The sequence below is a fragment of the Magnetospirillum fulvum genome, assembly GCF_900108475.1.
In the GTDB taxonomy this organism is placed as follows: domain Bacteria; phylum Pseudomonadota; class Alphaproteobacteria; order Rhodospirillales; family Magnetospirillaceae; genus Phaeospirillum; species Phaeospirillum fulvum_A.
The window spans coordinates 18,544-42,711 of record NZ_FNWO01000018.1 but is presented as its reverse complement, the minus strand read 5'-3'; the positions used below and the strand labels follow the sequence as shown (position 1 = coordinate 42,711).

Annotated in this window: 14 protein-coding genes; 9 read left to right on the top strand and 5 right to left on the bottom strand. The window is 64.4% G+C overall.

What is annotated here, in order from left to right; genetic code table 11:
* Positions 1-419 precede the first annotated feature (419 nt).
* Together BLW40_RS16080 and BLW40_RS16075 are read left to right on the top strand one after the other, a co-directional pair.
* Entirely contained in the window at positions 420-2,144 is a 1,725-nt protein-coding gene (locus tag BLW40_RS16080) for a sensor histidine kinase (RefSeq protein WP_139305639.1), read from the top strand.
* A 365-nt stretch (positions 2,145-2,509) separates the two neighbouring features.
* Positions 2,510-2,965, top strand: coding sequence for a hypothetical protein (locus BLW40_RS16075; protein WP_139305638.1), 456 nt, complete (start codon positions 2,510-2,512; stop codon positions 2,963-2,965).
* Here the strand turns inward: BLW40_RS16075 and BLW40_RS16070 are convergent.
* Positions 2,956-15,483, bottom strand: a complete 12,528-nt coding sequence (locus BLW40_RS16070; RefSeq protein ID WP_074770387.1) for a non-ribosomal peptide synthetase — start codon at positions 15,481-15,483, stop codon at positions 2,956-2,958. The genes BLW40_RS16075 and BLW40_RS16070 overlap by 10 nt on opposite strands.
* Positions 15,484-15,932: 449 nt before the next feature.
* On the opposite strand from BLW40_RS16070, the gene BLW40_RS16065 reads away from it, so the two are divergent.
* On the top strand, positions 15,933-17,168 hold the full coding sequence (locus tag BLW40_RS16065) for a radical SAM family protein (protein ID WP_074770385.1): 1,236 nt from the start codon (positions 15,933-15,935) through the stop codon (positions 17,166-17,168).
* 119 nt (positions 17,169-17,287) lie between these two features.
* On the opposite strand, the gene BLW40_RS17720 is transcribed toward BLW40_RS16065, so the two are convergent.
* Together BLW40_RS17720 and BLW40_RS16055 are read right to left on the bottom strand one after the other, a co-directional pair.
* Complete coding sequence (locus BLW40_RS17720) at positions 17,288-17,794, bottom strand: IS630 family transposase (protein ID WP_280139930.1); 507 nt, start codon at positions 17,792-17,794, stop codon at positions 17,288-17,290.
* Positions 17,751-18,200 carry a winged helix-turn-helix domain-containing protein gene (locus BLW40_RS16055; protein WP_211656792.1) on the bottom strand — a complete coding sequence of 150 codons (450 nt, stop codon included), beginning with the start codon at positions 18,198-18,200 and terminating at the stop codon, positions 17,751-17,753. Before BLW40_RS16055 ends, BLW40_RS17720 begins: the two co-directional genes overlap by 44 nt.
* A gap of 83 nt (positions 18,201-18,283) precedes the next feature.
* On the opposite strand from BLW40_RS16055, the gene BLW40_RS16050 reads away from it, so the two are divergent.
* The 5 genes from BLW40_RS16050 to BLW40_RS17500 all read left to right on the top strand — a co-directional run bounded on the left by BLW40_RS16050 (position 18,284) and on the right by BLW40_RS17500 (position 20,928).
* Positions 18,284-18,604, top strand: a complete 321-nt coding sequence (locus tag BLW40_RS16050) for a hypothetical protein (RefSeq protein WP_083386837.1) — start codon at positions 18,284-18,286, stop codon at positions 18,602-18,604.
* A gap of 205 nt (positions 18,605-18,809) precedes the next feature.
* The gene (locus BLW40_RS18215; RefSeq protein ID WP_483099578.1) at positions 18,810-19,016 is read left to right on the top strand and encodes a hypothetical protein; all 207 of its coding nucleotides are present in this window, start codon (positions 18,810-18,812) and stop codon (positions 19,014-19,016) included.
* On the top strand, positions 19,017-19,544 hold the full coding sequence (locus BLW40_RS18210) for an IS3 family transposase (RefSeq protein WP_083386835.1): 528 nt from the start codon (positions 19,017-19,019) through the stop codon (positions 19,542-19,544).
* Positions 19,545-19,627: 83 nt separating this feature from the next.
* A complete protein-coding gene (locus BLW40_RS17505) occupies positions 19,628-20,086 on the top strand; it encodes a hypothetical protein (protein ID WP_139305636.1) in 459 nt (152 codons plus the stop codon).
* Between the two features lie 119 nt (positions 20,087-20,205).
* Complete coding sequence (locus BLW40_RS17500; protein WP_139305635.1) at positions 20,206-20,928, top strand: hypothetical protein; 723 nt, start codon at positions 20,206-20,208, stop codon at positions 20,926-20,928.
* Positions 20,929-20,997: 69 nt separating this feature from the next.
* Here BLW40_RS17500 and BLW40_RS16040 read toward each other — a convergent pair whose 3' ends face one another.
* Together BLW40_RS16040 and BLW40_RS16035 are read right to left on the bottom strand one after the other, a co-directional pair.
* Positions 20,998-21,648 carry a helix-turn-helix domain-containing protein gene (locus tag BLW40_RS16040; RefSeq protein ID WP_139305634.1) on the bottom strand — a complete coding sequence of 217 codons (651 nt, stop codon included), beginning with the start codon at positions 21,646-21,648 and terminating at the stop codon, positions 20,998-21,000.
* A 321-nt stretch (positions 21,649-21,969) separates the two neighbouring features.
* On the bottom strand, positions 21,970-22,635 hold the full coding sequence (locus tag BLW40_RS16035; RefSeq protein WP_074770377.1) for a hypothetical protein: 666 nt from the start codon (positions 22,633-22,635) through the stop codon (positions 21,970-21,972).
* A gap of 159 nt (positions 22,636-22,794) precedes the next feature.
* Here BLW40_RS16035 and murA point away from each other — a divergent pair, with 159 nt between their 5' ends.
* Positions 22,795-24,093, top strand: coding sequence for a UDP-N-acetylglucosamine 1-carboxyvinyltransferase (gene murA / locus BLW40_RS16030; protein ID WP_074770375.1), 1,299 nt, complete (start codon positions 22,795-22,797; stop codon positions 24,091-24,093).
* Positions 24,094-24,168: the final 75 nt, after the last annotated feature.

Here is a 24,168-nt window from a genome sequence, read left to right as displayed (position 1 = left end):
TCTTCTTCAATAGAAATTTCCGCCCGCCTGGGAAGAATCGGGACGAGGCATCGACCCGTCGCCAGGACGCCTCCGCCTCGTCCGGGTTCGTCGCATCGGGGAACCAACCGGAGGTATAGGTTGAATGTTGTGTAATTTTATTCTTCTTTTCAGGAAATGAGAGGGCAAAATCTGTCGTTTTAATCTTTAGTATGGGGTTGTTTTTCGTCTTAGATTTTTAAATTTATTGAGACATTCCGTGTATTGAAAAAAATATAAAACTATTTCTGGACGATCAACATGTCGGGATAACCCTTATATTCACAGGGTTCTTTTTTGTATGGTGAGGTATGCCAAAAAGTTTGCCTCGCCAGCATTGCGAGAGACTTTTTGACGGATGTAATATTCCTTTCGGATGTTAAACGGGGATTGGGGGAGCCGTGGACGCGATCATAGGGCATCGTCCCGCACGGATGGTCGTTATCGCCGTGGCGGTTCTCTCGATCCTGGTCGCCTGGGTCTCGGCCGTTCTGTGGCTGGCGGAAGATTATCGCAACACCGAGCGCGAGAGGCTGGACGGGCTGGACCGGATGAGTCAGATCGCCGCCGAGCATGTGCGACGTCTGGTTTCGCTGACCGACCTTTTCCTCGGAACGCTCGAACAATCCGTACTGCGCCCGACCGGGCCCGATCCGGTCGCGGCGGCCCGCTTCATGGCGATTATGGGTGATGACGATTGCATCATCCCCGTTGCCGTGATCGGCCATGACGGCGTGTTGCGGACGCTGAGCGACATGCAGGCGTTTTCCGTTGCCGACCGGCCTTACCTGAAAGACGTGCAGCCGGGACGGATCGTCGTTTCCGCTCCGATCGAAAGCCGTCTCAACGGAAAGACGGTCATTCCGCTGGTCCGCGGGGTCGCCGACCCGACCAGCCCGATCGCGACGATGCTCACCGCGATTGATATCGAGGCGCTGGAGCGTCTCTATAACGGTTTTCGGGTCACGAACGGCGGGGCGATCACCCTGTTGCGGAGTGATGGACTGGTCCTGGCCCGCGCGCCGCATGTGCCGGGCGCGGTCGGTCGGGTTCTCGACGCCGATCCGACCTTCCTGCGCTTTGCCGGAAAGGCCGAGCGGGGCACCTTCACCGAAACCTCGCCGCTTGACGGTCTGACCCGGACGGCGGCTTTCAGCGTGGTTAAACCCTATGGGTTGGCCGTGGTGGTTTCGATGTCGCGCCAGGAAATCCTGGCTCCCTGGTGGCGCAGGGTCGAAGTCGGCATCGTTACTCTGTTGGCGGTCAGCGGGGTCATTTGGGGCGGAACCCTGCTGGTGCTGCGCCTGCTCTCGCAGCTTGAGCGTGAAGCACAAAGCCTGGAATGCCGGGTCGAGGAACGGACCCGCGATCTGCGCCGGATGATGGAACGCCGCCGGGTCTTTCTGGCTTCGCTATCCCACGAATTGCGCTCGCCGCTCAACGTCATCTTGGGCTTTTCCGATGCGCTGATGGCGGGACTGCACGGCTCATTGACCCTGGGTCAGCGGGGCTATCTTACCGATATCCATCGCTCGGGCGGGCTGTTGCTCGATCTGGTCAACGATCTGCTCGACAGCGCCGCGATCGAAGCGGGCAGCCTGCGGCTCGAGCCCTCGACTCTCGATCTCGTCGATCTGCTGCACGAGGTCGAGGCGATGCTCTCGCACCAGGCCCGCTCTGCCGGGATCACCGTCAACGTCCGGGTCGATCCCCCCGGCCTCAAATTGTGGGCCGATCGCCGCCGCCTGTTGCAGGTGCTGCTCAACCTCGGCACCAATGCGGTCAAATATGGCGGGCATGGCTGCCGGATCGACATCGTTGCCGCCGCCGCTGCCAATCAGGACTGCAAGATCATCGTCAGCGATAACGGGCGGGGGATGAGCGAGGAAGAGGTGGCCCTGGCCCTCACTCCGTTCGGGCGGTCCAACAGCGTCGCCGCGATCGAGGGAACCGGGCTTGGCCTGCCGCTGTCGGCGGGCATCTGTGCCCTGCATGACGGTCGTCTGACCGTGACAAGCCGGGTCGGCCTTGGAACCCGGATCGAGATCACCCTGCCGCAATCGCGGGTGTGCCTGCCGGACCCGGACGTGGCCGCTGTCCGGCCTACGCCGGTCATGGTCGGCTAAGGACGCGTCCCCGCTCCGGCTATTGTCCCAGGATCGGGGCGGCGCAGGCCGGGATGGCAACCGCGAAATTAAGCATGGAAAAAGCAACACGGATGGCACGGTAAATCATGGGAGAGGCTCCGCTTCTCAATTCGTCTCGGCCGGGATGGCGACGAGCAGAGAGTGCACGCTTTCCCCTGAACCAGCCTTGAACGGCGCGTTCATTCATCCGTTTGCCGCGATGACAGGAAATGATTGACGCGGCGGCACGGCAACCGCAGAACGTGGTATACTACGCGCAGACGTGCGATCGCGAATCGGCGCATTATCTGGTTTCGACTGTCGGCGGGGGATATGGCCGACGGTGGTGCGGGGAGAAGAAGACCATGACGTTGGCAAGGATGGGGCGGATCATCATTGGTGCCGGAATCGGGGCACTGATTGGGGTGGCGTCGATTACCCCCCTTTATCTCTTCATCGCGTCGGTGGGGATGGTTCCGTCCAGCCCGTGGCGCAATGCGATGATCTTCGCGGTTCTGTGCTCGCCGCTCCTGTTCGTCGGGGCCGTTGCCGAACGCTATGAAGGCCCCAACCAGCAGCGCTGGCTGCGCCGGATTGTTCCGTATTGCTTGGCCACGGCCGCCATCGGTGCCGTGTTGTGCGCCGGTCCGGCCTTTGTCGCCAACGAGACCAAGACAGACGCCTCGGTCGTCTGCTTCCTGGCTTTCGGCTGGCTGTCGGGGATGCAGGGAGCGTTTTTCATCCTGCTCGCCCGCAGCACGCCCCGTCGCGCCGAACCGATCATCACCAACGCCTCGGATCGGATCACGCCCTATTGGTGACGTCCCGGCGGGACGTCACGCGACGCGGCAGCCCCCTCCTCAAATAGCCCGGCCGCCCGGCGCAGGACGTCCGCCCATCCCTCGGGCGGAACCGAAGGCCACGCGAACCCCAGTTGCGACAATCGGCTTTGCGTCCGGCTCGACACGATCTCTAACCGACGGGCGCGGGACTGGGGGGAGAGTCCACGGAACAGACCGAAAGTCTCCATCGTCTCGGCCAGCGCCGCCGCCAGGGCCGGATCGTCGATCGCCTGATCCAGCCGGTCGATAAACGCGCCAAAATCGCAGGCCGACAGGTTCGGCATCAGCTCGGCCAGGGTCAGCCGCTCGGCATTCTCGATATGGTGGGTCAGGTGGGGGCTACTGGATTGCTCGGCCAGCAGCACGATCGCGCGCGCCACGCAATCGACATGGCACAACCAGACGTGGGACTCGGCGGGCACCGCACCGAGGCGGAGGAAGGCGCCCACTTGGCGGAAGAAGGCGTTTTCGCCGATGTTGGCCTGGAGCGGCCCGCCCTCGGCGGCGAAGACGACATTGCCGACCCGATGGATTGCGACATTGGCGAGCCGCTCCCGCGCCGCGACGACCAGCCGCTCAGCCTCCTGCTTGCTGCGGGTATAGTAATTCTCGTCCAAAGACTCGGGAACCGGGTCGTCTTCGGTGAACAGCCGGAAGCCGTGATCGGGGGCCTTGCCGCAGACCGACAGGGTCGAGATGAAGTGAAGATCGGCCCCGGACGCCTCGGCCAGCGCGATCATCTTGGCGGTCGCGGCGACATTGTCGGCGGCGAAGGCGCTATACGGCCCGAAATGCTTCACATTGGCGGCGCAATGGAAGATCGCCCCCAGCCGCTTCGTCAGACGGGCGCGCGCCTCCGGCGACAGGCCGAGATCGCCTTGGCGCAGATCGCCCGCCAGGATGGTCAAACGGGGATCGTTGCCCAGCGCCGCCGCCGCCTCTGCCCCGAAATAGTGACGGAGCAGCCCGCCAAGACGGGTCCGGGCCGCGCTATCGCAGGCTCCCCGGACCACCACGGTAACCCGCCGCTCGGGCTCGGCCAGCAAGGCGCGCAGCAAATAGATCCCGAGATAGCCGGTCGCCCCGGTCAGCAGAACCTCGTCATAACTGCGCCGCGCGCCGGTCGCCCCGCTCAGGCAGGCTTGGGTGCGGGCGGCATAGGCCCGTTCCGCTTCGGCCAGCATCGCGGCGCGCCGGGCCTCGTAGGCGGCAAGAGTGTCTTGATAGGCCCGCCAATCCGCCGCCGCATCGCGCAGCAGGCCACGGAGATGCTCGGGCCTGGGACGGCAGCGTTTAGCGAAATCGGCCAGCCGGGGATGCTCGTACAGATCGTTGATCGCGCATTGAACGTTGCGCCGTAACTGGTTGACGACGGCAATCGCCCGCAAACTGTCGCCGCCCAAGTCAAAGAAATCGTCGTCGCGGCCGATGCTGGCGCGGCCCAGATGCTCGGCCCAGATGGCGGCGATCCGGCGTTCCATCTCGTCCTGCAACGGGCTGTCCTTGTCAGCGCCGCCTGCGTCGCTCACCTGCGCCAGCAGTGCGGCCCGGTCGATCTTGCCTGAAACCGTCAGCGGAATATCAGGCACGACAACGACCGCCGAGGGCAGCATGTAAGAGGGCAGCGTCAGCGACAGATACTCCTGCCAATCGGCGGCATTGGGCGGCACCGCGCCGTCTTCCAGCCGGACGAATGCCCACAGACTTTGCCCGCCCGGCTCGGTCGTTTCGACCAGGGCGACGCTGTGGCGCACCAAGGAGTGGGCGTCGAGCCGCCGCTCGATCTCGCCCAGTTCGACCCGCTGTCCGCGCAATTTGACTTGGCTATCGGCGCGGCCAAGGATCACCAACTCGCCCTCGCCGCTCCATTGGCCGAGATCGCCGCTGCGATAGAGACGTCCCTCGGGGCGCTCGACAAACACGGCTTCGGTCAGATCGGGCCGGTTGAGGTAGCCCGCCGCCAGCCCGGCCCCACCCAGCCAGACCTCTCCGATCGCGCCGGGGGGAACCGGCCGTCCGTCGGGATCAAGCAGATGGATGCTGGTGTTGGCAAGGGGACGCCCGGCGGTCAGCCGCCGTGCCTCGGGCGACACTTGGCCGATCGCGGCGGCGGCGGTGGTCTCGGTCGGGCCATAGCCGTTGATATAGCGCAGCCGGGCGGCGTAATGGCGGGCATCGGCCAGGATCGGCGGCTCGCCCACCGTCATCAGAACCCGCAGATTGGGGAAATCGGCTTGGCCGAACAGGCGCAGATAGGATGGCGGCATCGTCGCCACCGACAGGCCCAGCCGGGCCATCGTCGCCGCCATCCCGGCGATATCGTCGATCTCGTCACGCCGGACCGGAACCAGCGCCGCCCCCGCCGCCCAGGCCATCGCCAGATCGGAAATCCAGGCATCGAAGGCGGGCGAAGCCATCTGCAACACCCGGTCCTCAGCGGTTATCCCCAGCGCGGCGGCCAGCGCCTCGCCCAAATTGTTGAGCCCGCGATGGGTGAGGACGACTCCCTTGGGCTGGCCGGTCGAGCCCGAGGTGTAGATGATATAGGCGGGATCGTCCCCGCTTGGCCCCGCCGCCGCCCGACGCGGCACCGGCGCGATGGCGGGCAGGCATTCCGGACGCAACAGGGGCAGGCGGTCGAGACCAGCGGGCAGGTCCAGCCCGTCCAGCGCAACGATCAGCCCCAGCCCGGCATCCTGGGCGATAAAGGCCAGCCGCTCGGGCGGCAGATCGGCGGACAGTGGCAGATAGGCCGCGCCCGCATTCCAGATCGCCAGCACGATCTCGGGCAGAGCAGCGGAGCGATGGGTCAGCACCCCGACCGACCGCCCCCGCCTTGCCCCGTGACGGCGCAGGGCATCAGCCAGATGGAGGGCGCGGGCCTCAAGCGCGGCATAACCGACCTCCCCCGCTTTGGTGATCAGAGCGGGATGATCGGGCTGAGAGACGGCCCAATCGCGGACCCGCTCGGGCAGGCTGGGGGCTGGCAACGACAATACCGGGCCGGTCTGCCAGCGGGCCAGCACCGCCGCCTCGCCCGGCAGCAGAGCGGGCGGTGCGGCCTCGGCATCCAGGCTTCCCTCGCCCCAGACCCGCGCGGTTTCGGCCAGCGACTCGATCCACCGCCGCGCTGTGGCGGCTTCGTACAGGGCCGCATTGACGTACCAATGCAGGACCAGACTTCCGTCGGGCTGGGCCTCGTGAACCAGCACCATGTCCTGGGCGGGGGCATTGCGGCGCAGTTCGTAGCGCGGCTCCGGACCGCTCGGCAAGGTGACGGCGGCAAAGCGGACCGGACCGGGTGCGACCGCCTCGCCCGTGCCGGGATTTTCGGTTACCGCGACATCGAACAAGGGGAACCGGCCCGGATGCGGGGGATGGGACGGATCGCGCCGCGCCTCCTGAGACATCCGGGCGAAGGGATAACGGGCGTGGGGCAACGCCTCGGTCAGCGTCTGCTGCATCGCCCGCAAGGTCGGAGCGAGCGGCGCATCCGCCTCGATCCGGCAGGGCAACGGGATCATGTTGATGCCATAGCCGACCGTCTCCGCCTCGGCCGCACTCTCGCGGGTCGAGGCCGCCATTCCCAGCAGGAAGGCCGACCGTCCGGTGCGGCGTCGCACCTCGCGGGCCAGCAAAGTCAGCATCAGCGCGTGCAGGCTGGCCCCGTTGGTGCGGGAAAGCTCACGCAAACCGGCGGCGGTGGAGGGAGACAGGCGCAAGCTGTAGCAATGCGCGCCGGGCCCGGTTCGGGTCGGGGGACGGGGGAAATCGAGCGGCCAATCGTCGAACGGATGCCCCCCGTCCGGGGCACCATCGCCGAGCGATTCCAGCGCACGCCGCCAATAAGCCGCATCCTCCCGGCTGGCGGGTGATTCGAGGTAGCCCTCTTCCCGACCGACCGAAACGGCAAACGTGTCGGCCAGCGGAGTCAGCGCCTCTCCCCGCAGCAGAGCGGACAGATCCTCGACCAGCACCCCCAGCGAAACGCCGTCCCCGACCGCATGGTGCAGCGCCAGCCAGAACAGCGGCGGTTCCGATCCGGCCAGGGTGACCAGCCCGGCCCGCCACAGCGGCAGGCAATCCATCGCCAACGGTTCGCCTTGGCGGGCGCGGATCGCCGCCAGGGCGGCGGAAAGGTCGGGGGCTTCGCTGACCTCGAACCGGCCGTCGATGTCCTCGGCAACGATCCGGCATAGCACCCCCGATTCATCCTCGGCAAAGCGGGTCCGCAGCGCCGGATGACGGGCGACCAGCGCCGCCCAAGCCCGTTGCCAGAGACACGGCGGTGGCACCTCGCCCTCAACCCGCAGGATCAGCGGGAGGATGAAGCCGCGCGTGTCGAACCCGGCCTGCGCGGCAACCCAGAAATCGCGCTGGCCCAGGCTGGCGCGGTCGGAGTGGCGCGATGCCTCGGGCGGCTGGGTGGCTTGGGCCGCAACGCGGCGGGCGAACCCGGCCAGGGTCGGGTCGGCGAACAGATCGCGGGCCGAGACCGGATGGCCCAATTTGGTTTCGAGCCGGTGCGCCAGCGCGATGGCCAGCAGGCTGTGGCCGCCCAGGGCAAAGAAATTATCGTCGCGAGAAACCGGACCGTGGCCTAGCACTTCGCTCCACAGAACGGCGATCTCGTGCTCCAGCCCCTCTTGGGGCCGCTCGCGCTCAGGCCCCCCTTCCGTCCGGACGGCGAGCCGACGCGCCAACGCCACCTTATCGACCTTGCCCGAAACCGAGAGCGGGATCGCGGCGATCTCGATCAGCGCCGCCGGGATCATGTAAGCGGGCAACGATTCGGCCAGAAAAGCCCGCCATTCCGCATCGGCGGGCAGGGCGTGGCCGGGAGCAAGCCGGACGAACCCCCACAGACTTTGGCTTTGCCCCGCCGCGCCATCCAACACCACCGCCGCCTGGGCGATGGCGGGAAGACGGCCCAGCGCGTACTCGATTTCGCCCGGTTCGATCCGGATGCCGTTCAGTTTGACCTGATCGTCGGCGCGGCCGAGAATCTCCAGCTCGCCCGCCGCATTCCACCGCCCCAGATCGCCCGAGCGATAGCGCCGCCCCTCGGGCGTGTCGATGAAGGCGGCTGCGCTCGCCTCGGGCCGTGCGAGATAGCCCTTGGCCAGCCCAGCCCCGCCCAGCCAAATTTCGCCAATCGCGCCGGGCGGCATTCTGTGCCCTGTTGAGTCGCACAGATGGACGCTGGTATTGGGCAGCGGCCGCCCCGCAATCAGCACGGCCACCGGATCGGGCGACAAAATCCCCATCGTGCTGGTGATCGCGTTCTCGGTCGGGCCATAGGCGTTGAAGTAACGAAGCCGCCCGGCATAGGCCCGGACATCGGCGGCGAACGGAGCCTCGCCCCCCGTCACCAGCGCCCGCAGACTGGGCAGATCGGCCCCGTCGAACAGCCGCAGATAGGTCGGCGTGATGTCGGCGACGCTGATCTTCATCTCGGTCAGGAAGGCGCGGAAACGGCTGGGCGCACTTAAAACCGGATAGGGCACCGGGCACAAAGCCGCGCCAAAGGCCAGCGGCAGCCCGAAATCGGACAGCGAAACATCGAACGAGGGCGAGGCCATCGCCAGGGTCCGATCGTCGGGGCCAAGCCCCAGCGCCTCGCCCGCGCCCAAAATTGTATTGAGGTAGGCATCGTGGCCGATCAGCGTCCCCTTGGGCCGCCCGGTCGAGCCGGAGGTATAGAGGATATAGGCGATTGCGTCGGCCGCGCCCAACGGCTTCGGGCGGTGGAGATGAGTGACACGAAACGCCGGATCGATCGCCTCGGGTCGCAGCGGCGGCGGCAGGATCGCGGCTAGGTCGAGAGGCACCACAAGCCCGTCCAGCGCGATCAGATCGGCGATTCCGGCATCGGCGGCGATCAGCCCCAGCCGCTCGGGCGGGAGGTCGGCGGCAAGCGGCAGATAGACCGCTCCGGCTTTCCACAGACCGAGGAGGGCAGCGGGCAAAGCCGCCGAGCGTTCGGTCAGCACACCAACCACCGCCCCCGGCCCGACGCCCCGCTGCGCCAAGGCATGGGCGATGACGTTGGCATCCTGCTCCAGCGCGTCATAGCTGACAGTGCTGTCCGAGGTCAGGATCGCCGGGCGCCGCCCCTGCTCCACTCCACCCCGGTCGAGCATCTGTTCAAAAAACTGGTCGAAGCGAAGCGGCGGACGGGCCACCGCACCTCCCTGCTCGCAGTCTCTCAGCCACGCCGCCTCGGCGGGCAGCAGCGTCGGCAGCGGCGCTTCGGCCCGGCCGATCTCCTCGCCCAGCCAGCGCGCCCAGCCGGTCAGGGACTCGAACCAGCGCTCTGCATTGTCGCGGCGAAACAAAGCGGCGTTGACATGCCATTGCAGCGCCAGACCGCCATCCTCCGCCCCTTCGTGGGTCAGCACCATATCCTGGCCGGGCGAGGCGTCGGTCCGTTCATAAGGCGCAGATTCCAGCCGGACCAGACGGCACCGGTCAGGCACCGCTGAGACAGGCGGGAGCGGGTTTTCCGTCACCACCAGATCGAACAGGGGAAAACGGGCGGGATGGCGAACGCCGGTCCTGGTGCCGTGCCACTCCTGGTAGATCCGGGCAAAGGGGTAGCGGCCATGCTGCAAGCCCTCGGCCAGCGCCGCCTGCACCGCCCGCAACGCTGCCCCGAACGAGATCGGCCGGGGCAGATGGCACGGCACCGGCAGCATGTTGACATAGCAGCCGACGATCCCGCCCTCGGCCTCGGTTTCCCGGAGCGAGGCGGGCGAGCCGAGCACGATATCGGTCCGACCGTCGCGCCGCCCTGCCTCCAGCGCCAGCAGGGTCAGCATCAAAGCGTGCAAAGACGCGGCATGCGCCCGGGCCAGCGCCTTCAACCCATCGACAATGGCGGGTTCCAGCCGCGCCTCGAAACGATGATTGCCGGGCGGCACCGCCAGCGAACGGGGATGGTCGAGCCGCCCATCCTCGAACGCGGCATCGGGCAAGGCGGCCAGACGCGCCCGCCAGAAGGCGGCATCGGCCGCCGCCTCAGGCCCGGCCAGATAGGCGTCTTCGCGTGCGGCCGATTGGGCGAACAGGCCAGGGGGCGGGGCAAGCCGCTCGCCCCGCAGCCGGGCGGCGAATTCGTCCAGCAGCAGCCCGACCGACTGGCCGTCGCCGATCGCGTGATGAAGCGCGAGCCAGACCAGACTCTCACCGCTGGCCTCGACGCCTACCCGCCCCAGCCGCCACAAGGGCGGGCTCCCCATCGCGAAGGGAACGCCCTGGCGCTGGCGGATATGGCTGCGGGCGGTAACAAGATCAGGGCAAGCCGCATCCTCGATTGTGATCCCCCCCTCCAGCCGGGGGGCAATCACAATCCGCAGATCGCCCGCGTCGTCGGGGTGGAACGAGGCCCGCAACAAAGGATGACGCTCGACCAGATCGGCCCAGGCCCGGCTCCACGCCTCCAGCCCAGGCGGCACCCCCACCATTTGGCGCAGCACCGGAATGGTAAAGGGGCGGGTGTCGAGCCCGGCCTGTTCGGCGGTCCAGAACTCGATTTGGCCCAGGGTAGCGCGGTCGCTGGCATCCTCCCCTGCCCCGCTGTCGGCGGCATCGGCCGCCGCGACCCGCCCTGCGAACTCGGCCAGCACCGGCGCGGCGAACAGATCGCGCGCCGTCACCTTGCGGCCCAGCTCGGCCGACAGACGGTGGGCGATGGTGACAGCCAGCAGCGAATTGCCGCCAAGGGCGAAAAAATTATCCTCACGCCAGATGTCGGTCCCCAGCAACGAGCCCCACAGAGCGGCAATCGCCGCCTCGATCTCCCCTTGCGGCGGGGTGCGGTGGCTGTCGTCGGGGCGCGACCGGGGCAGGGCCAGCAGCGCCGCCCCGTCGATCTTCCCCGCCAGGGTCAGCGGAATCGCCTCGATTGCCAGGATCGCGGCGGGAATCATGTGGTAAGGCAGGCTTTGCCCCAGCTCTGCCCGCCATTCCTCTGGCGACGGCAGCGCCGCACCGGGGCGCAGCCGGACAAAGCCCCACAGCGCCTTGGTCCCGTTCGCCGCCGCCTCGACCAGCACGACGGCCTCTTCGATCGCAGGCAAGGCGCGCAGGGCCTGCTCGATCTCGCCCAGTTCGACCCGCTGGCCGTGCAACTTGATCTGAAAGTCGATCCGACCGACGATTTCCAGCCTGCCGTCGTCGCTCCACCGCCCCAGATCGCCGGTGCGATAGAACCGTCCGTCCGGGCCGGTGATGAAGCGCTGGGCATTCAGGTCGGGGGCGTTGGCATAGCCGCGCGCCAGCCCGGCCCCGCCCAGCCACACCTCGCCGGTAACCCCCGGCGGTACCGGGGTTCCGTCCTCGCGTCGGATCGAAATCCTGGTATTGGCCAGCGGCCGACCCACGGTCAAGGGCCGCGACCGGTCGAAATCGGCGGGGATCAGATCGGCGCTGACAAAGATGCAGGTCTCGGTCGGGCCATAGGCGTTCCAGAACGCGGCCTGACCGGCATGGCAGGCGACATCGTCGAGCGTCGGGGCCTCACCGCCGGTCAGCAGGACCCGCATCCCGCGAAACGGGGTCTGCCGACTGATCCGCAGATAAGACGGCGCATGAAACGCCGCCGTGACGCCATGGCGGGCGTAATAGGCCTTCAACGCCCACGGATCGTCACGCAAGCTCCGCGAGACCGGCACCAAGGCCAGACCGAGCAACAGCCCGATCCCTAATTCCCACAAGGACGCATCGAAACCCGGCGTCGCGACCAGGGCAAAGCGGTCGTTTGGCGTCAGGCCAAAGCTCTCCCCGCTCATCAAGATCGCGTTGATCAGGCTGTCATGCTGAAGCAGGACCCCTTTCGGCGTTCCCGTCGTGCCCGAGGTATAGATGATATAGGCGATGTCCTGCGGCGATCCGGCGATGCTCGGGCGGGGCGGGGCGACCTCATCCCCTGCTGCGTCGGATTGGGGGCGCAGGATCGTTGCGACCGCATCCTCCAGCGCCGGTGGCACCGCCAGACCTTCCGGCGCGATCAGAATCCGCGCCCCGGCATCGCGGGCCATCAACGCCAGCCGCTCGGGCGGCTGTTCGGCGGCCAGCGGCAGATAGGCCGCCCCCGCCTTCCAGATGCCCAGAAGTGCGGCGGGCAGGTCGGGACCGGTTTCGGCCAGCACCGCCACCGGCTCCTCGCGGGCGACGCCCAATCCGATCAGGCGGGCGGCGATTCGGTTGGCGCGGCGCTCCAGATCGCCAAAGCGGACAAGGCCGCCCTCGCCCGCCACCGCGATCCGCTCCGGCTCAAGATCGGCCCAGACCTCGAACACTTGATGCGCCCGCAGCGGCGGTCGGGGCCGGACCGGACCGGCTTCCCAGCCCGCCAGCAACGCCGCCTCGGATGGCAGCAGCGGCGGCAATGGTGCTTCGGCCCGGCTGATATCCTCGGCCAGCCAGCGCGCCCACCCGGCAAACCCGGCCAGCCAGTCCCGCGCCGTCGCCGCACTGAACAGATCGGGGTTCCACAGCAACATCAACTCGATACCGCCCTCCTCGGTCGGTTCGTGGCTGAAGACTAGATCGAGCCCACCGGCCGGGTGCGCCCGCCAGCCCGGAGGGGTTTGCGGCACCAGCGCGAACGGCGCCGCCGGATCGGCACTTCGCCGCGACGGATTGGCGGTCAAGGTGATGTCGAACAATTCGGTGCGCGATTGCGGCCGCGCCTCGGGATGGAGGCGACGGAAATCGCGGTAAATCTCGCCTGACGGGCTGGCGGCATGGTCGGCAGCCTCACTCAACACCGCCTGGGCCGCGACGATCCGCTCCGCCAGCGGCACGGGACCGCCGACCGGCAGGATCAGCGGCAGCAGATTGACGAAATAGCCGACCGAGCCCTCCGCCCCCGGCGGACGGGTCTCGATCGCAGTGCCGAGCAACAGGGAGCCGCGCCCGGTCCGCCGCCCCGCTTCCGCCGCCAGCAGCGCCAGCAGCAGCGCGTGCAGCCCGACCCGTTGCGCCTGGGCCAGCCGGGTCAGCGCGGCGGCAATTTCGGGACCAAGGTGCTCGACCAGCGGGGCCGCCCCGTCTCCGCTGGGGACCGGCGGACGACGGCGGTCGGTGGGAAGCTCGGCGAACAGCTCGCCCCCCCCTTGCACTGCCGCGTCCAGCCGGTCGCGCCAGTAGGCGGCATCACGCCCGGCCCGGCCCGAGGCGATGGCCCGGCGTTCGGCGCGAGCGGCCTGCACCGCCCCGTCGGCGGCGGGCGGCAGAGGGAGCCCTTGCGCCAGGGCATACAGATCGTCCTGGACGATCCGGGCCGACAGACCGTCGGCAACGGCATGATGCAGGGTGAACCAGACGAGTGTCTCGCCCCCCGCTTCGACCAATCCGGCCCGCGCCAAGGGCGGGCGGGACAGATCGAAGCTTTGATCGGCCCGCGCCGCGATCCGGGCGGCGACCTCCTCGGCGCGGTCGCAACGGTCCAGGCTGAACCCGGCTTCGGACGGCAAGTCTGCAACGGCAATGGTCCGGCACTGCACCGTCCCTGCGGCGGTTGAGGCAAAGGCCGAGCGCAAGGCGGGGTGACGGGCCAGAACCTCGGCCCAGGCCGCCCGCCAGCGTTCGGGCGGCGGCGCACTGCCCTGCACCGCCAAAATCCGGGTGATCTGCGCCCCAATCGTCGCCAGCCCGAGTTGGCGGGCGAGCCAGAAATCCTGCTGTCCGGCAACCGCCAGATCGTCGGGATTGAACGCCTCCTCCACCGCCTCGTCCTCGGCCAAACGCTCGATCCGTTCGGCCAGAGCGGCCAGGGTTCCCGCCGCCAGCACGATCCGCGCCGTCACCGGATATCCCGCCCTCTGCAAATGCTGGCTGACCGCGACCGCCAACAGGCTGGTGCCACCCAGAGCAAAAAAGCTGTCCTCGCGCCAGACCGCGCCGCAGCCCAGGCACTCGTCCCAAATCGCGGCAATCTCCTGCTCCAGCGACCCTTGCGGCGGCGTCCCACTCCGCGCCGATGCCGCCTCGTCGGCCAGCGCCTGCAACGCCTTGCGGTCGGCCTTGCCCGAAGGATTGAGCGGCATCCGGGCGATCATCCGCACCTCGGACGGCATCATATAGGCGGGAAGCGTCTGCCCCAGAACCGCATGCCATGCCGCGAGCGGACGCGCCATCGCCGGATCGCTTTCGACAAAGGCGATCAGCCGCCCCCGGTGCTGGATCAATGCGACATGGCCGATTCCGTCCTGGCGCAACAACGCGGTCTCGATCTCGCCCAGCGCCACCGCCTGCCCCGAGACCTTGACGACGTCATCGGCCCGCCCGAGCGAAACCAGTTCGCCGTTTTCGTTCCAGCGACCAAGATCGTTGCTGCGATAGGCCCGGCCGAACCGGGTCTCGACAAAGCGTTCGGCGGTCATCTCCGGCCGGTCGAGATAGCCGCGGGCGAGCCCCACCCCCACCACATGGATTTCGCCAATCCCTTCCGCCGGAACCTCGTTGCCGTCATCGTCCAGCAGCACGATTGCCATATTGACCATCGGCCGCCCGCTCGGCAGCGGATCGGGATCGTCGGGCGATACCTTGCGCATGCAGATGGTGCCGCAGACCTCGGTGGCACCGTGGATGTTCCAATAATCGAGCCGGGCGGCATAGGCCCGCGCGTCCTGGGCGTTGGGACGCTCCCCCGCCGTTATCACGCAGCGCAGACCGTCCGGCACCGCCCCCTGGAACAGCCGCAGATAAGACGGCGTGAACATCGCGACGCTGACCCTGTGGCGCGACATCAGAGCCAGCATCGCGGCGGGATCGTCGAGCAAAGCGCGCGAGGCCGGGACATAGGCAGCCCCGGCCAGCATCGGCAGGCACAATTCGCGCAGGCCCAGGATGAAGCCGGGGGTTGCCGACAGCAGGAAACGGTCGGCGGCGGTGATGCCCTGGGCCTCGATATGGCCCAGGCTCATATTGATGCAGGCATCGTGCTGAAGCAGCACGCCCTTCGGCTCGCCGGTCGAGCCAGAGGTGAACAGGATCACCGCCAGATCGGAGGGAGAGCCGGGCCGGTCGGGCCGGTGTCCGTCGCGGGCCAAGTGCTCTGGCGTCAGATCCTCGGGCCGCAGGATCGTTGGGGCCTTCATCACGTCGAGCAGGGCTGCGGGCGGCTCCACCCCGTCGAGCACGATCAAATGCCGCATCTTCGCCTGGGCGGCGATATTGGCCAGCCGCAGCGGCGGCAAATCCGCCCCCATCGGCACATAGACCCCGCCCGCCTTCAAGATCGACAGAAAGGCCAGCGGCAAATCGCCCGAGCGATTGGTCAGCACCCCCACTGCCTCTTCGCGGGTCACCCCCAGGGCGATCAAAGCATGAGCCAGGGCGTTGGCCCTTTGCTCCAGATCGCGATAGGTCAGCAGGCCATGGTCAGAGAGGATCGCCACTGCCTCGGGCTGGCTTTCGGCAACCTGTTCAAAGCATTGATGGAAGCGTCGGACCGGCCAAGCCCGCTCCGGACCGGCGTGGTGAGGCACGAGGCGCGGTGGCTCGACGGAAGATGACGTGTCTGCGTTCATATCTGGAGACAGAATATCCATTGATGGCCGTCCCTGCGCCCCCTCTGCGGCGATCAAAACCGGGGATCCGCCGAATCCATCGCGATTTTCGAACAAGAATATCACTAGAGTTTAAAAAAAATTCTTCATACCTAGGAGACAGTTTCAATCTATAATTGTGATAGATTTATTTCCTATTATCAATATAATTACAGTTTATTATTTATAATAAACCAGACCATAAATTGACTAAACAGGATACACTTGAGATCAAAATTTGTCGATACCAACCCAGGTTTGCATCGAAGCCGATTGATCGTGTATTTTCGACACATTGCCATCGTCAACGTACCTTACTTCAGACCGCTGCGGCACGGAACAGAGTCCCCGGTCCGCTCGGCGCGTCACTCAACCGAAGAGGCGGACAAATGCCAGAATTCATCAACCTTGAAGATCACGGCAGCGCCCACGATCTGGCCGATTTCTCGCCGATCATGATTGATGACGCCCTGATCGATTCCCTCGGCCTGCCCTATCCGGTCACGGCGGAGGTCCGCCAGGCGTTGCTGGCGGGGTCACAACGCTACCTGAGCCTGTTCGACAATCGCAGCCTGCAACCGGTAACGACCTATCTGGAGGCCGAGACTGACCCCAGCGAAGACCTCGAAATCCACAATTACACCAACATCTGCCCGACCAACGTCCTTGAGGTCACGCCCTCGGTGGGTTCGTGCTCGATCGCCTGCCAATATTGCCTTGTCACCGACGGCAACCAATGCACCCAGATCGCAATCTTCACCAACTACACCGACAAGCTCCGCCGCTCGCTTGAAGCGAATCGGGACAAGAACACGTTTTACTATTTCTCGCCCAAGACCGACGCGTTCAGCGAGCCGCATCTGGTGTCGGGGCTGGCCCACGACATCCTGCGCACCTTCATCGACCATTTCGAAGCCTATCCCGACTCGCGGGTGCGGGTGTTCATCTGCTCCAAGGCGGGGCTGAAACAGGTCGAATTCGCCCATCGCGGCGACACGATCCTGTCGCTGGCCGGGCGTCTGGCTGGCCGGGCGCAGTGGAATGGCAGCATCGGCATCATGCCGCGCTATCTCCGCAACATCCTGGAGCCGCACGCAGGCACGATCGAAGACCGGCTCGAGGTGATGGTGCGCGCCCGCGACCTTGGGCTGGTGTCGGATTCGGTGCTGTGCCAGCCGCTGATCCTGCCATTCCTGACCCCGGAAAATGTCGAGGATTACATGTCCTCGCTGGCGAAGGCAGGCGTCATCAACATCAAGCCGGAATTCCTCACCGCCGATCTGGCGAACCTGGCTCTGATCGCCCAATACATCAATTATTTCGACCCGACCCGCCTGCGCGAATTCTTCGTCTCCTACCTGATGGAGGAGAACCAGACCCACCTGAAGCAGCGCTCGCGCCTCGCCCCGGAAAAAGCGATCTGCGTCGAAAAGCTCGACCTGATCCGCGCCGCGACGCAGCGCCACGGCATCTCGATCAGCATCTGCAACTGGGTCAAAAAAGAACTGACCCCCGAGGCAAGCTGGGTCGGCAGCATCGCCCAGGATACAGGATCGATCGCCAACGGCTATGCCTGCCTGGGCTATTACACTCGGCTGTTCGGCGAACGGGCGGCGGCGCAGTAAGACCGACCGTCCTATGAAATGACTTCTTTGATACATGGGTAGAGGCAGAGGGTTTTGATGCGCTGAGCATCTGCGGCCAGGACATTCCAGGCATCACAGCATGCCTGGATGATGGCTTCCTAATCTGGGCAAACTTGGAGGGACAGGAACCGCTCTCGCAGGTAGAGCCAGATGCGTTCGACGGGGTTGGATTCTGGTGAGTAGGGCGGCAACGGGACCAGCGTGATGTTGTCCGGAACCGCAAGGGCTGCGCTGCCGTGCCACCCGGCACCGTCCAGAACCATCACAGCGTGGTCGTCGGGAGCGAGAGTGTTGGCGAACTCGGTCAGGAACAAGCTCATGGTGACAGTGGACACCGTTGGCAGGACGAGGGCGAACTCGGCTCCGGTGGCGGGTTCGACGGCAGCGAAAATGTAGGTCCAATCGAAACGCTGATCGCACAAGCCCGGGGGCCTTTGCCCCTTCACCCACCAAAGATGGCATGTGCGTCCCTTCTGGCCGACACGGGCTTCATCCTGAAAAAACAGCGGATGCGCTTGTCGGGATGGGACAGGGCGGCAGCGGTCAGGGCTTCGGGGAGCCCTATTTTTGGAAGCGCTCCTGCGCTTTCGGGTTCGCCTTGGGATGGACGGGCCGCGCCTTTTGCCGCGACATGCCGGTGCGGCGTAGGATGCGGCCGACGCTGTCGGGATAAATCGACTTGCCGAATTTTTCCGAGATCCAGATCGCCAGCGCCTCGCAGGTCCAGGTGCAAACACCATCCACCGGCGGATCCGGCCCCTTGAAGATGGCAGCCGCCAGTGTGGCCTGCTCGGCCTCCGTCAGCCATTCGGGCCGATGCCCTTTGGGCTGGTCGAACAGGCCATCAACGCCCTCGGCATTATAGCGAACAACCGCGTCCCGAAGCGCTTGGCGCTCCATGCCCGCCAGGCGGGCCGCCTCGGCCCGGCTCAGCCCATCCAACGCATTGGCAATCGCATAGAATAGACCCACGCCGCTGCCCGCCCATTGCCGCAATGCCCTCTGTGCCAATGATCCTTGCAACACACTCCCTGCGTGGGGTTGAGTAAGCAATGATCAGAGGAAAGCGACCATGGTGGGGAAAGTGTCTTCAAATGCAGTTGGTGGCGATCCGGTGGCGCAGTTTCACGGCGGCCTACAAGGCGGCGCTGCTGGCCGAACTGGATGGCTGCCTGCATCCCGGTGAAATCGGCGCCATTCTGCGGCGCGAAGGCGTCTATTCGTCTTCGGTGCCGAAACAGCGGTGGGACGGCGTGCTGGTGAGCGTCAAGCGCGGCCCCCCAGCCCGCATTGCTCCGGCCCAGTCCGCCGGTGACGACGACGACCGTGCCTTGCGGCGTGAGAACGCCAAGCTCCGGCGCGAGCTGGAGGCGGCCCGACTTGCCATCGACATCCAAAAAAGGTTGCGGCCCTGATGGAGATCAAACTGACCGGGAGCGACGGCGGGTCCTGACGGACACCATCGCCGCACAAGTCCCCTCCGGCTTGCGCCGTGCCGTTTGTGCGATCCTGGGTCTCGACCGGAGCGGCCTTTATCCCCGCCGGGCAAACCCGGCAACGGAGGCGCCGCCGCCCCGGAAGGCCCATCATCGGGCCTTGTCGGCGGCGGAACGCCAAGCCGTGATGGATGTCCTACACCAACCGCGCTTCGTCGATCTGGCCCCAGCCGAGGTTTACGCCACCTTGCTGGATGAAGGACACTGTCTGTGCTCGATCCGCACCATGTATCGCCTGCTGGCGGCCAACGCCGACGTGCGCGAGCGCCGCAACCAGGCCCGCCATCCTGCCTATGCCAAGCCTGAACTGCTGGCCACCGGCCCCAACTAGGTGTGGTCGTGGGACATCACCAAGCTGAAGGGGCCGAACAAGGGGCAGTTCTTCAATCTCTACGTCATCCTCGACATCTTCAGCCGCGCCGTCGTCGGTTGGCTGCTGGCCGAACACGAGAACGCCGCCCTGGCCGCCCGCCTGATCGCCGAGACCTGCAAGCGTCATGGCATCCGCTCGGGAACCCTGACCATCCACGCCGACCGGGGCGCTCTCATGACCGCAACATCGACGGCGCTGCTGCTGGCCAGCCTGGGCGTCGGTAAAAGCCATTCCCGGCCCCACCAATCCAATGACAATCCCTTCTCGGAAAGCCAGTTCAAGACCATGAAATATCATCCGACCTTCCCCGAGCGGTTCGGATCGATCCAGGACGCCCGCGCCGAGGCCGTGCGCCATACCCGTCAGGCCGTCCTCGATCAGGCCCTCCAACGCCATCCGCAGCGTTTTGTATGCAAGCCGCCACAGACGCCAGATCCGCCCAATGCGGTCTGGATCAATCCCCCAGCACAGAGAATTGCTGCCTAAATTGTCAGAGCCGGTGTCGCGGATTCATTGACAGGTTCCGTTATGAAATGTTAGTTGTCTCAAATTTCCCCTTCAGGTTGGGCGTGGAATCACGCTATTTGGTGCTGTTTGGGGGCCGGATAAGCCGTCAAAGGGAAATTTCAGCTTATTCCATTAAAAAGGAATGCTATGCCCATTTGCTTGAAACAAGGAATTGCAACTGCCGCAGCCTGCATAATGGTTTCATCTTGCATGAGTGGACCATATTTGGGCGTCGCTCAAGCAAAAAAATGGATGATACCTGTGAATCAATCGATGGCTTTTTTTGCTATGATAGGAATAGCTTTGAGTTAAAGTGCGTAAACGGAATGAATATTTACGAAGCATATAGTTACTCTGGGCGTGATATTTATGAAAATTACTGCAAAGAAAAAATTTCTCGAAGAAATTCAAATTTATTAAATTTGGAAATTGAGGAAAATAAGGCATATTTCATGACTTATCATTCAAAGATAAGTGTTGCTAATGCCTTTTTCGAAAAAGGGAAAAAACAAATAATGTAAATAACTTTTTATATTCTAAAAAATTACTGCAAATTGCTAGAAATCAGATTGATATCGAAGGGGTAAGTGAGAGCGCAAGAAAAAGATATTTATTTTCAGAAAAAAGTCATGCACTCAGCATGGCGGAATATGGGCATGATTTTTTTGGTGATGTTCAAAGCATAGATTTTTTTATAAATCTGGCAAAAGAAGATATTCTCGATATTGATAAAAAGATAAAAGAAATTGATTTTGATCTATACAAAAGAACTCCAGAATACGCTCTTGAGCAGAAAAAAATAAATGAAATTAAAAAATCAGAAAATGACAATATAATTAATTCTGAAAAATTAGAATTTAGCAAAAAAATATCTGACATTAACCACTCTTATGAGAGTTTGTATACTTCTATTTCTGATGCCATTAAGGATGACTCTAAAACATGGGTCTTTAATAAATATAAAATTAACAGCCTAAGCTCCCCCATAGATTTGAGTGTTTCTAAATTCGGTGGTGAAAATTTTCATTTTATAAAAGCATATTATACATACAATGGAAACCTGACCGGTTACGCTAGATTTGCATTCAGAATAAAATCGCGATTTTCTCCTTCTAATCAGGCGGCAGGACCTGCTTGCATAATTTATCATGACGCTGAGGACAATTGTCGATCGCCCGGAAGCCCTGATATCGTTGCAACCGAGAGAAGGTATATTAAAGAATATCCAAAGAGTGCTAAGGAAGCCGAAAAGGAAATTAAAAAAAGGTCTGCCGTAGAATGCAGGGTAATCCAGGGTGAAAACTTATTTGAAGCGGAATCGCCATTTCGTAGACCATTCAAGAATGCACTTTGCGGAGAATAATTTAGGATCAGGGCTCATAACTAGTAGCTGACAGTTGCCGCGATGCACACGGCAGCCATGAAGTTGACGTCACCCCCGAACGTGTCCAGTCTGGTCAGGAAAGACTCTGGATTGACTGGAGGACAGATTTGTCGCCCCCGGACTCCTGCGGCTTTCGCTGGCCCCGAGGCAACGGGCCAGACCGTCGGCGAAGCTGGCGGCAAGGCGGGGCCGGAAGTGGTGGGGGAGCACCCGTTCGGTGATCTCGATCGCCTGAGCGATCACCCAACCGATCCGGTTGCAGATCAGTCGGGTGCGGATGTAGCCGTGCTTCCGCAGTTCGGCGAGATAGCGCTGGATGGTGCGGACGCAGACTCCGAGTGCGACGGCGAGGCCGTTGCGGCTGATCCGGGAGCCCTTCGCGGTCAGCGCTCGGATGATCAGCAGCGCGGTGCGCGCCCCCATCGTCAGCCGCCGATCGCGGGCGGCATCGCACGACACCGCCTTCGCCCATAGCCGCGAGGGTGTCGGGCCGGGATTGTCGTCGCGGGTCCGCCGGTTCCGCCGCCCCTCATTTCGGGCTGCTTTGGCCCGCTCGGCACGCTCGGCCCGCGCTCGCCATGTTTGCTCAAACGCCTCGGCCTCGGCCGGGCTCAGTTCGGCCGCTCGGGCTGCGCACACGGCGCGCTTTTGCGCCATAGCAGCCGCCAAGGCCGCCCGCATTGGGGAATCGCTGGTCATCGCCCCTCCTGCGGAGGGCGTGGATCACGTAAGTCAAAAAAGGACGAGCCAACCAGTTCGGAAAACACATGGTTTTCCGTTGACACTACAACCCGCCTCGCGGTAAGAAAGGAGTTGCGACACACGCTTTCTAAGCACGACAACAGGCCGTTAATCCTCTGGATTGGCGGCCTTTTTGCTTATGTCATTGGTCTTCCACGCCTCTCCCGCACAAGAGCGTCCTTGCTGATGCCACTTTGGGTGTGCTATTAACATACCCAGGATTCGGCAGGTCCAATCCAAGTGGCATCACGTCAGTGACCGGTTGGTATCTCCGTGGGCTCAGCCTTCGGCGTACCAGCGGACGAAGAACGTCTCGTCGCCTTCTTCGCGGACGCCCATCGTCGGACGCCCATCGCCGTCGATCAGCCCCATTTCCGCCAGCCAGCGCACCACCTTGCGGAAATGGGCGACGTTGTGGAGGCTGGCACCGCCCTCCATCCAATTCTGTTCGAGAAACGCCAGCACGGCGGGATGGCCGAGTTCGGCTTCCCACAAGATACCGAGGAGCGAACAGAGTCCCTCTTCGACGTCGCGTTCAGGCAGGAACAGGCTTTGCACCGCGTCGGCCTCTTCCTTGCGGCCGGTCTCAGGCCCGGCGCCTAGGCCGAAATCATAGACCTTGCGCCGGGCCGGGGCGGCCAATTGATAATGGCCGACCTCGTGGACCAGCACGCTGGGCTCGATCCGGATCGCGACCGAATGGCCGTCCCAGGTGAAATGATCGGACGGGGCCAGGTCGAGAATGCCAAAGCCGAACCGACGGCACAGCTCGACCGCCTGGGTCAATTGGTCGGGATCGGTCGAGAGGGTGAGCAGGTCGCCCTGGGGCCGCAACGCGGTAACGCGGGCGAACACCGAACGGGACAGCGGGTCGTCGGCCAAGGCGCGATCGAAATCGGCGGCAAGACGGTCGAGGGTGGCGTGATCGAGCGGGGTGAGAATCATAGCGGGCTTTTACCCGAACCGCGCCCGCCGTTCCAGCCGGAACACCGAGGGCGGAATCCGCTCCACCCTGTCGCCACTCTTGACCGGAATCGGGGCGGGGTCTAAACGGGGCGTCTTGCTCACGCTCACCCCGCTTTCGCCAAGGAACAGACTCAGATCATGGACAGGATCCGCATTATCGGCGGCACGCCGCTTCGGGGAGCGATCACCATCGGCGGGGCGAAGAATGCCGCCTTGACGCTGATGCCAGCCTGTCTGTTGACCGACGAGACGCTGTCGCTATCGAACCTGCCCCATCTGGTCGATATCACCACGATGGCCAACCTGCTGGCCCAGCATGGGGTCGAGATGCTGCTGAACGGCGCCTCGGCCGATGGCGGCCATACCGGCCGGGTGCTCGACCTCACCGCCGCGACGATCAGCAACACCACCGCGCCCTATGATCTGGTGCGCAAGATGCGGGCCAGCGTGCTGGTGCTCGGTCCGCTGCTGGCGCGCGAAGGCCAGGCCCGTGTCTCGCTGCCGGGCGGCTGCGCCATCGGCACCCGTCCGGTCGATCTGCACCTCAAGGCGTTGGAGCAGATGGGGGCCAAGATCGCGCTGGAAGGCGGCTATATCGTCGCCAGCGTCGAGGGACGGCTGAAGGGGGCCAACATCGTGTTCCCCCAGGTGACCGTCGGCGGCACCGAGAACATCATGATGGCCGCGACCCTGGCGGTAGGCGAGACGGTGATCTCGAACGCCGCCCGCGAACCCGAAGTCGCCGATCTGGCTCATTGCCTCGTCGCGATGGGGGCGAAGATCGAGGGAATCGGCAGCGGAACCCTGCGGATCACCGGGGTCGACCGGCTGCACGGAGCCTGCTATTCGGTGGTGCCGGACCGGATCGAGACCGGCTCCTATGCCATCGCCGCCGCGATCACGCGGGGCGATATCGAACTGGTCGGCGCCCGGCCCGATCTGATGGACGCGGTGACCAAGGTGCTGATCGAAGCGGGCGTGCTGGTCGAGCCGACTGCGCGCGGGATGAGAGTCTGCGCCGAGGGACGCGAGATTCACGGCATCGACATCATGACCGAACCCTATCCCGGCTTCCCCACCGACATGCAGGCCCAGTTGATGGCGCTGATGGCCACCGCCTCGGGCGCGTCGATGATGACCGAGACGATTTTCGAAAACCGCTTCATGCACGTCCCCGAGATGAACCGGATGGGGGCGCGGATCAACGTCCACGGGGCGTCGGCGATCGTCCGCGGCGTTCCCCGCCTGTCGGGTGCCGAGGTGATGGCAACCGACCTGCGCGCCTCGGTCTCGCTGATCCTGGCCGCGCTGGCCGCCGAGGGCGAAACCATCGTCAACCGGGTCTATCACCTTGATCGCGGTTACGAGCGGGTCGAGGAGAAGCTGGCCGCCTGCGGCGCCCGGATCGAACGTCTGAAGGGAAGTGCCGCCGAGTAATATCAATCTGCACGGATCGGAGTCGATCCGTGCAGGCCCTCAAGCGGCGGGCGGGGCGCCTGCGCGCCCCTTGCC

What these genes read in the sequence shown, in the direction of transcription:
- BLW40_RS16050 (WP_083386837.1), top strand. Translation starts at nt 18,284, where the DNA reads ATGCAGTTGGTGGCGATCCGGTGGCGCAGTTTCACGGCGGCCTACAAG.
- BLW40_RS16040 (WP_139305634.1), bottom strand. Translation starts at nt 21,648, where the DNA reads ATGACCAGCGATTCCCCAATGCGGGCGGCCTTGGCGGCTGCTATGGCG.
- BLW40_RS16035 (WP_074770377.1), bottom strand. Translation starts at nt 22,635, where the DNA reads ATGATTCTCACCCCGCTCGATCACGCCACCCTCGACCGTCTTGCCGCC.
- BLW40_RS16075 (WP_139305638.1), top strand. Translation starts at nt 2,510, where the DNA reads ATGACGTTGGCAAGGATGGGGCGGATCATCATTGGTGCCGGAATCGGG.
- BLW40_RS17500 (WP_139305635.1), top strand. Translation starts at nt 20,206, where the DNA reads ATGGCGGAATATGGGCATGATTTTTTTGGTGATGTTCAAAGCATAGAT.
- murA (WP_074770375.1), top strand. Translation starts at nt 22,795, where the DNA reads ATGGACAGGATCCGCATTATCGGCGGCACGCCGCTTCGGGGAGCGATC.
- BLW40_RS16065 (WP_074770385.1), top strand. Translation starts at nt 15,933, where the DNA reads ATGCCAGAATTCATCAACCTTGAAGATCACGGCAGCGCCCACGATCTG.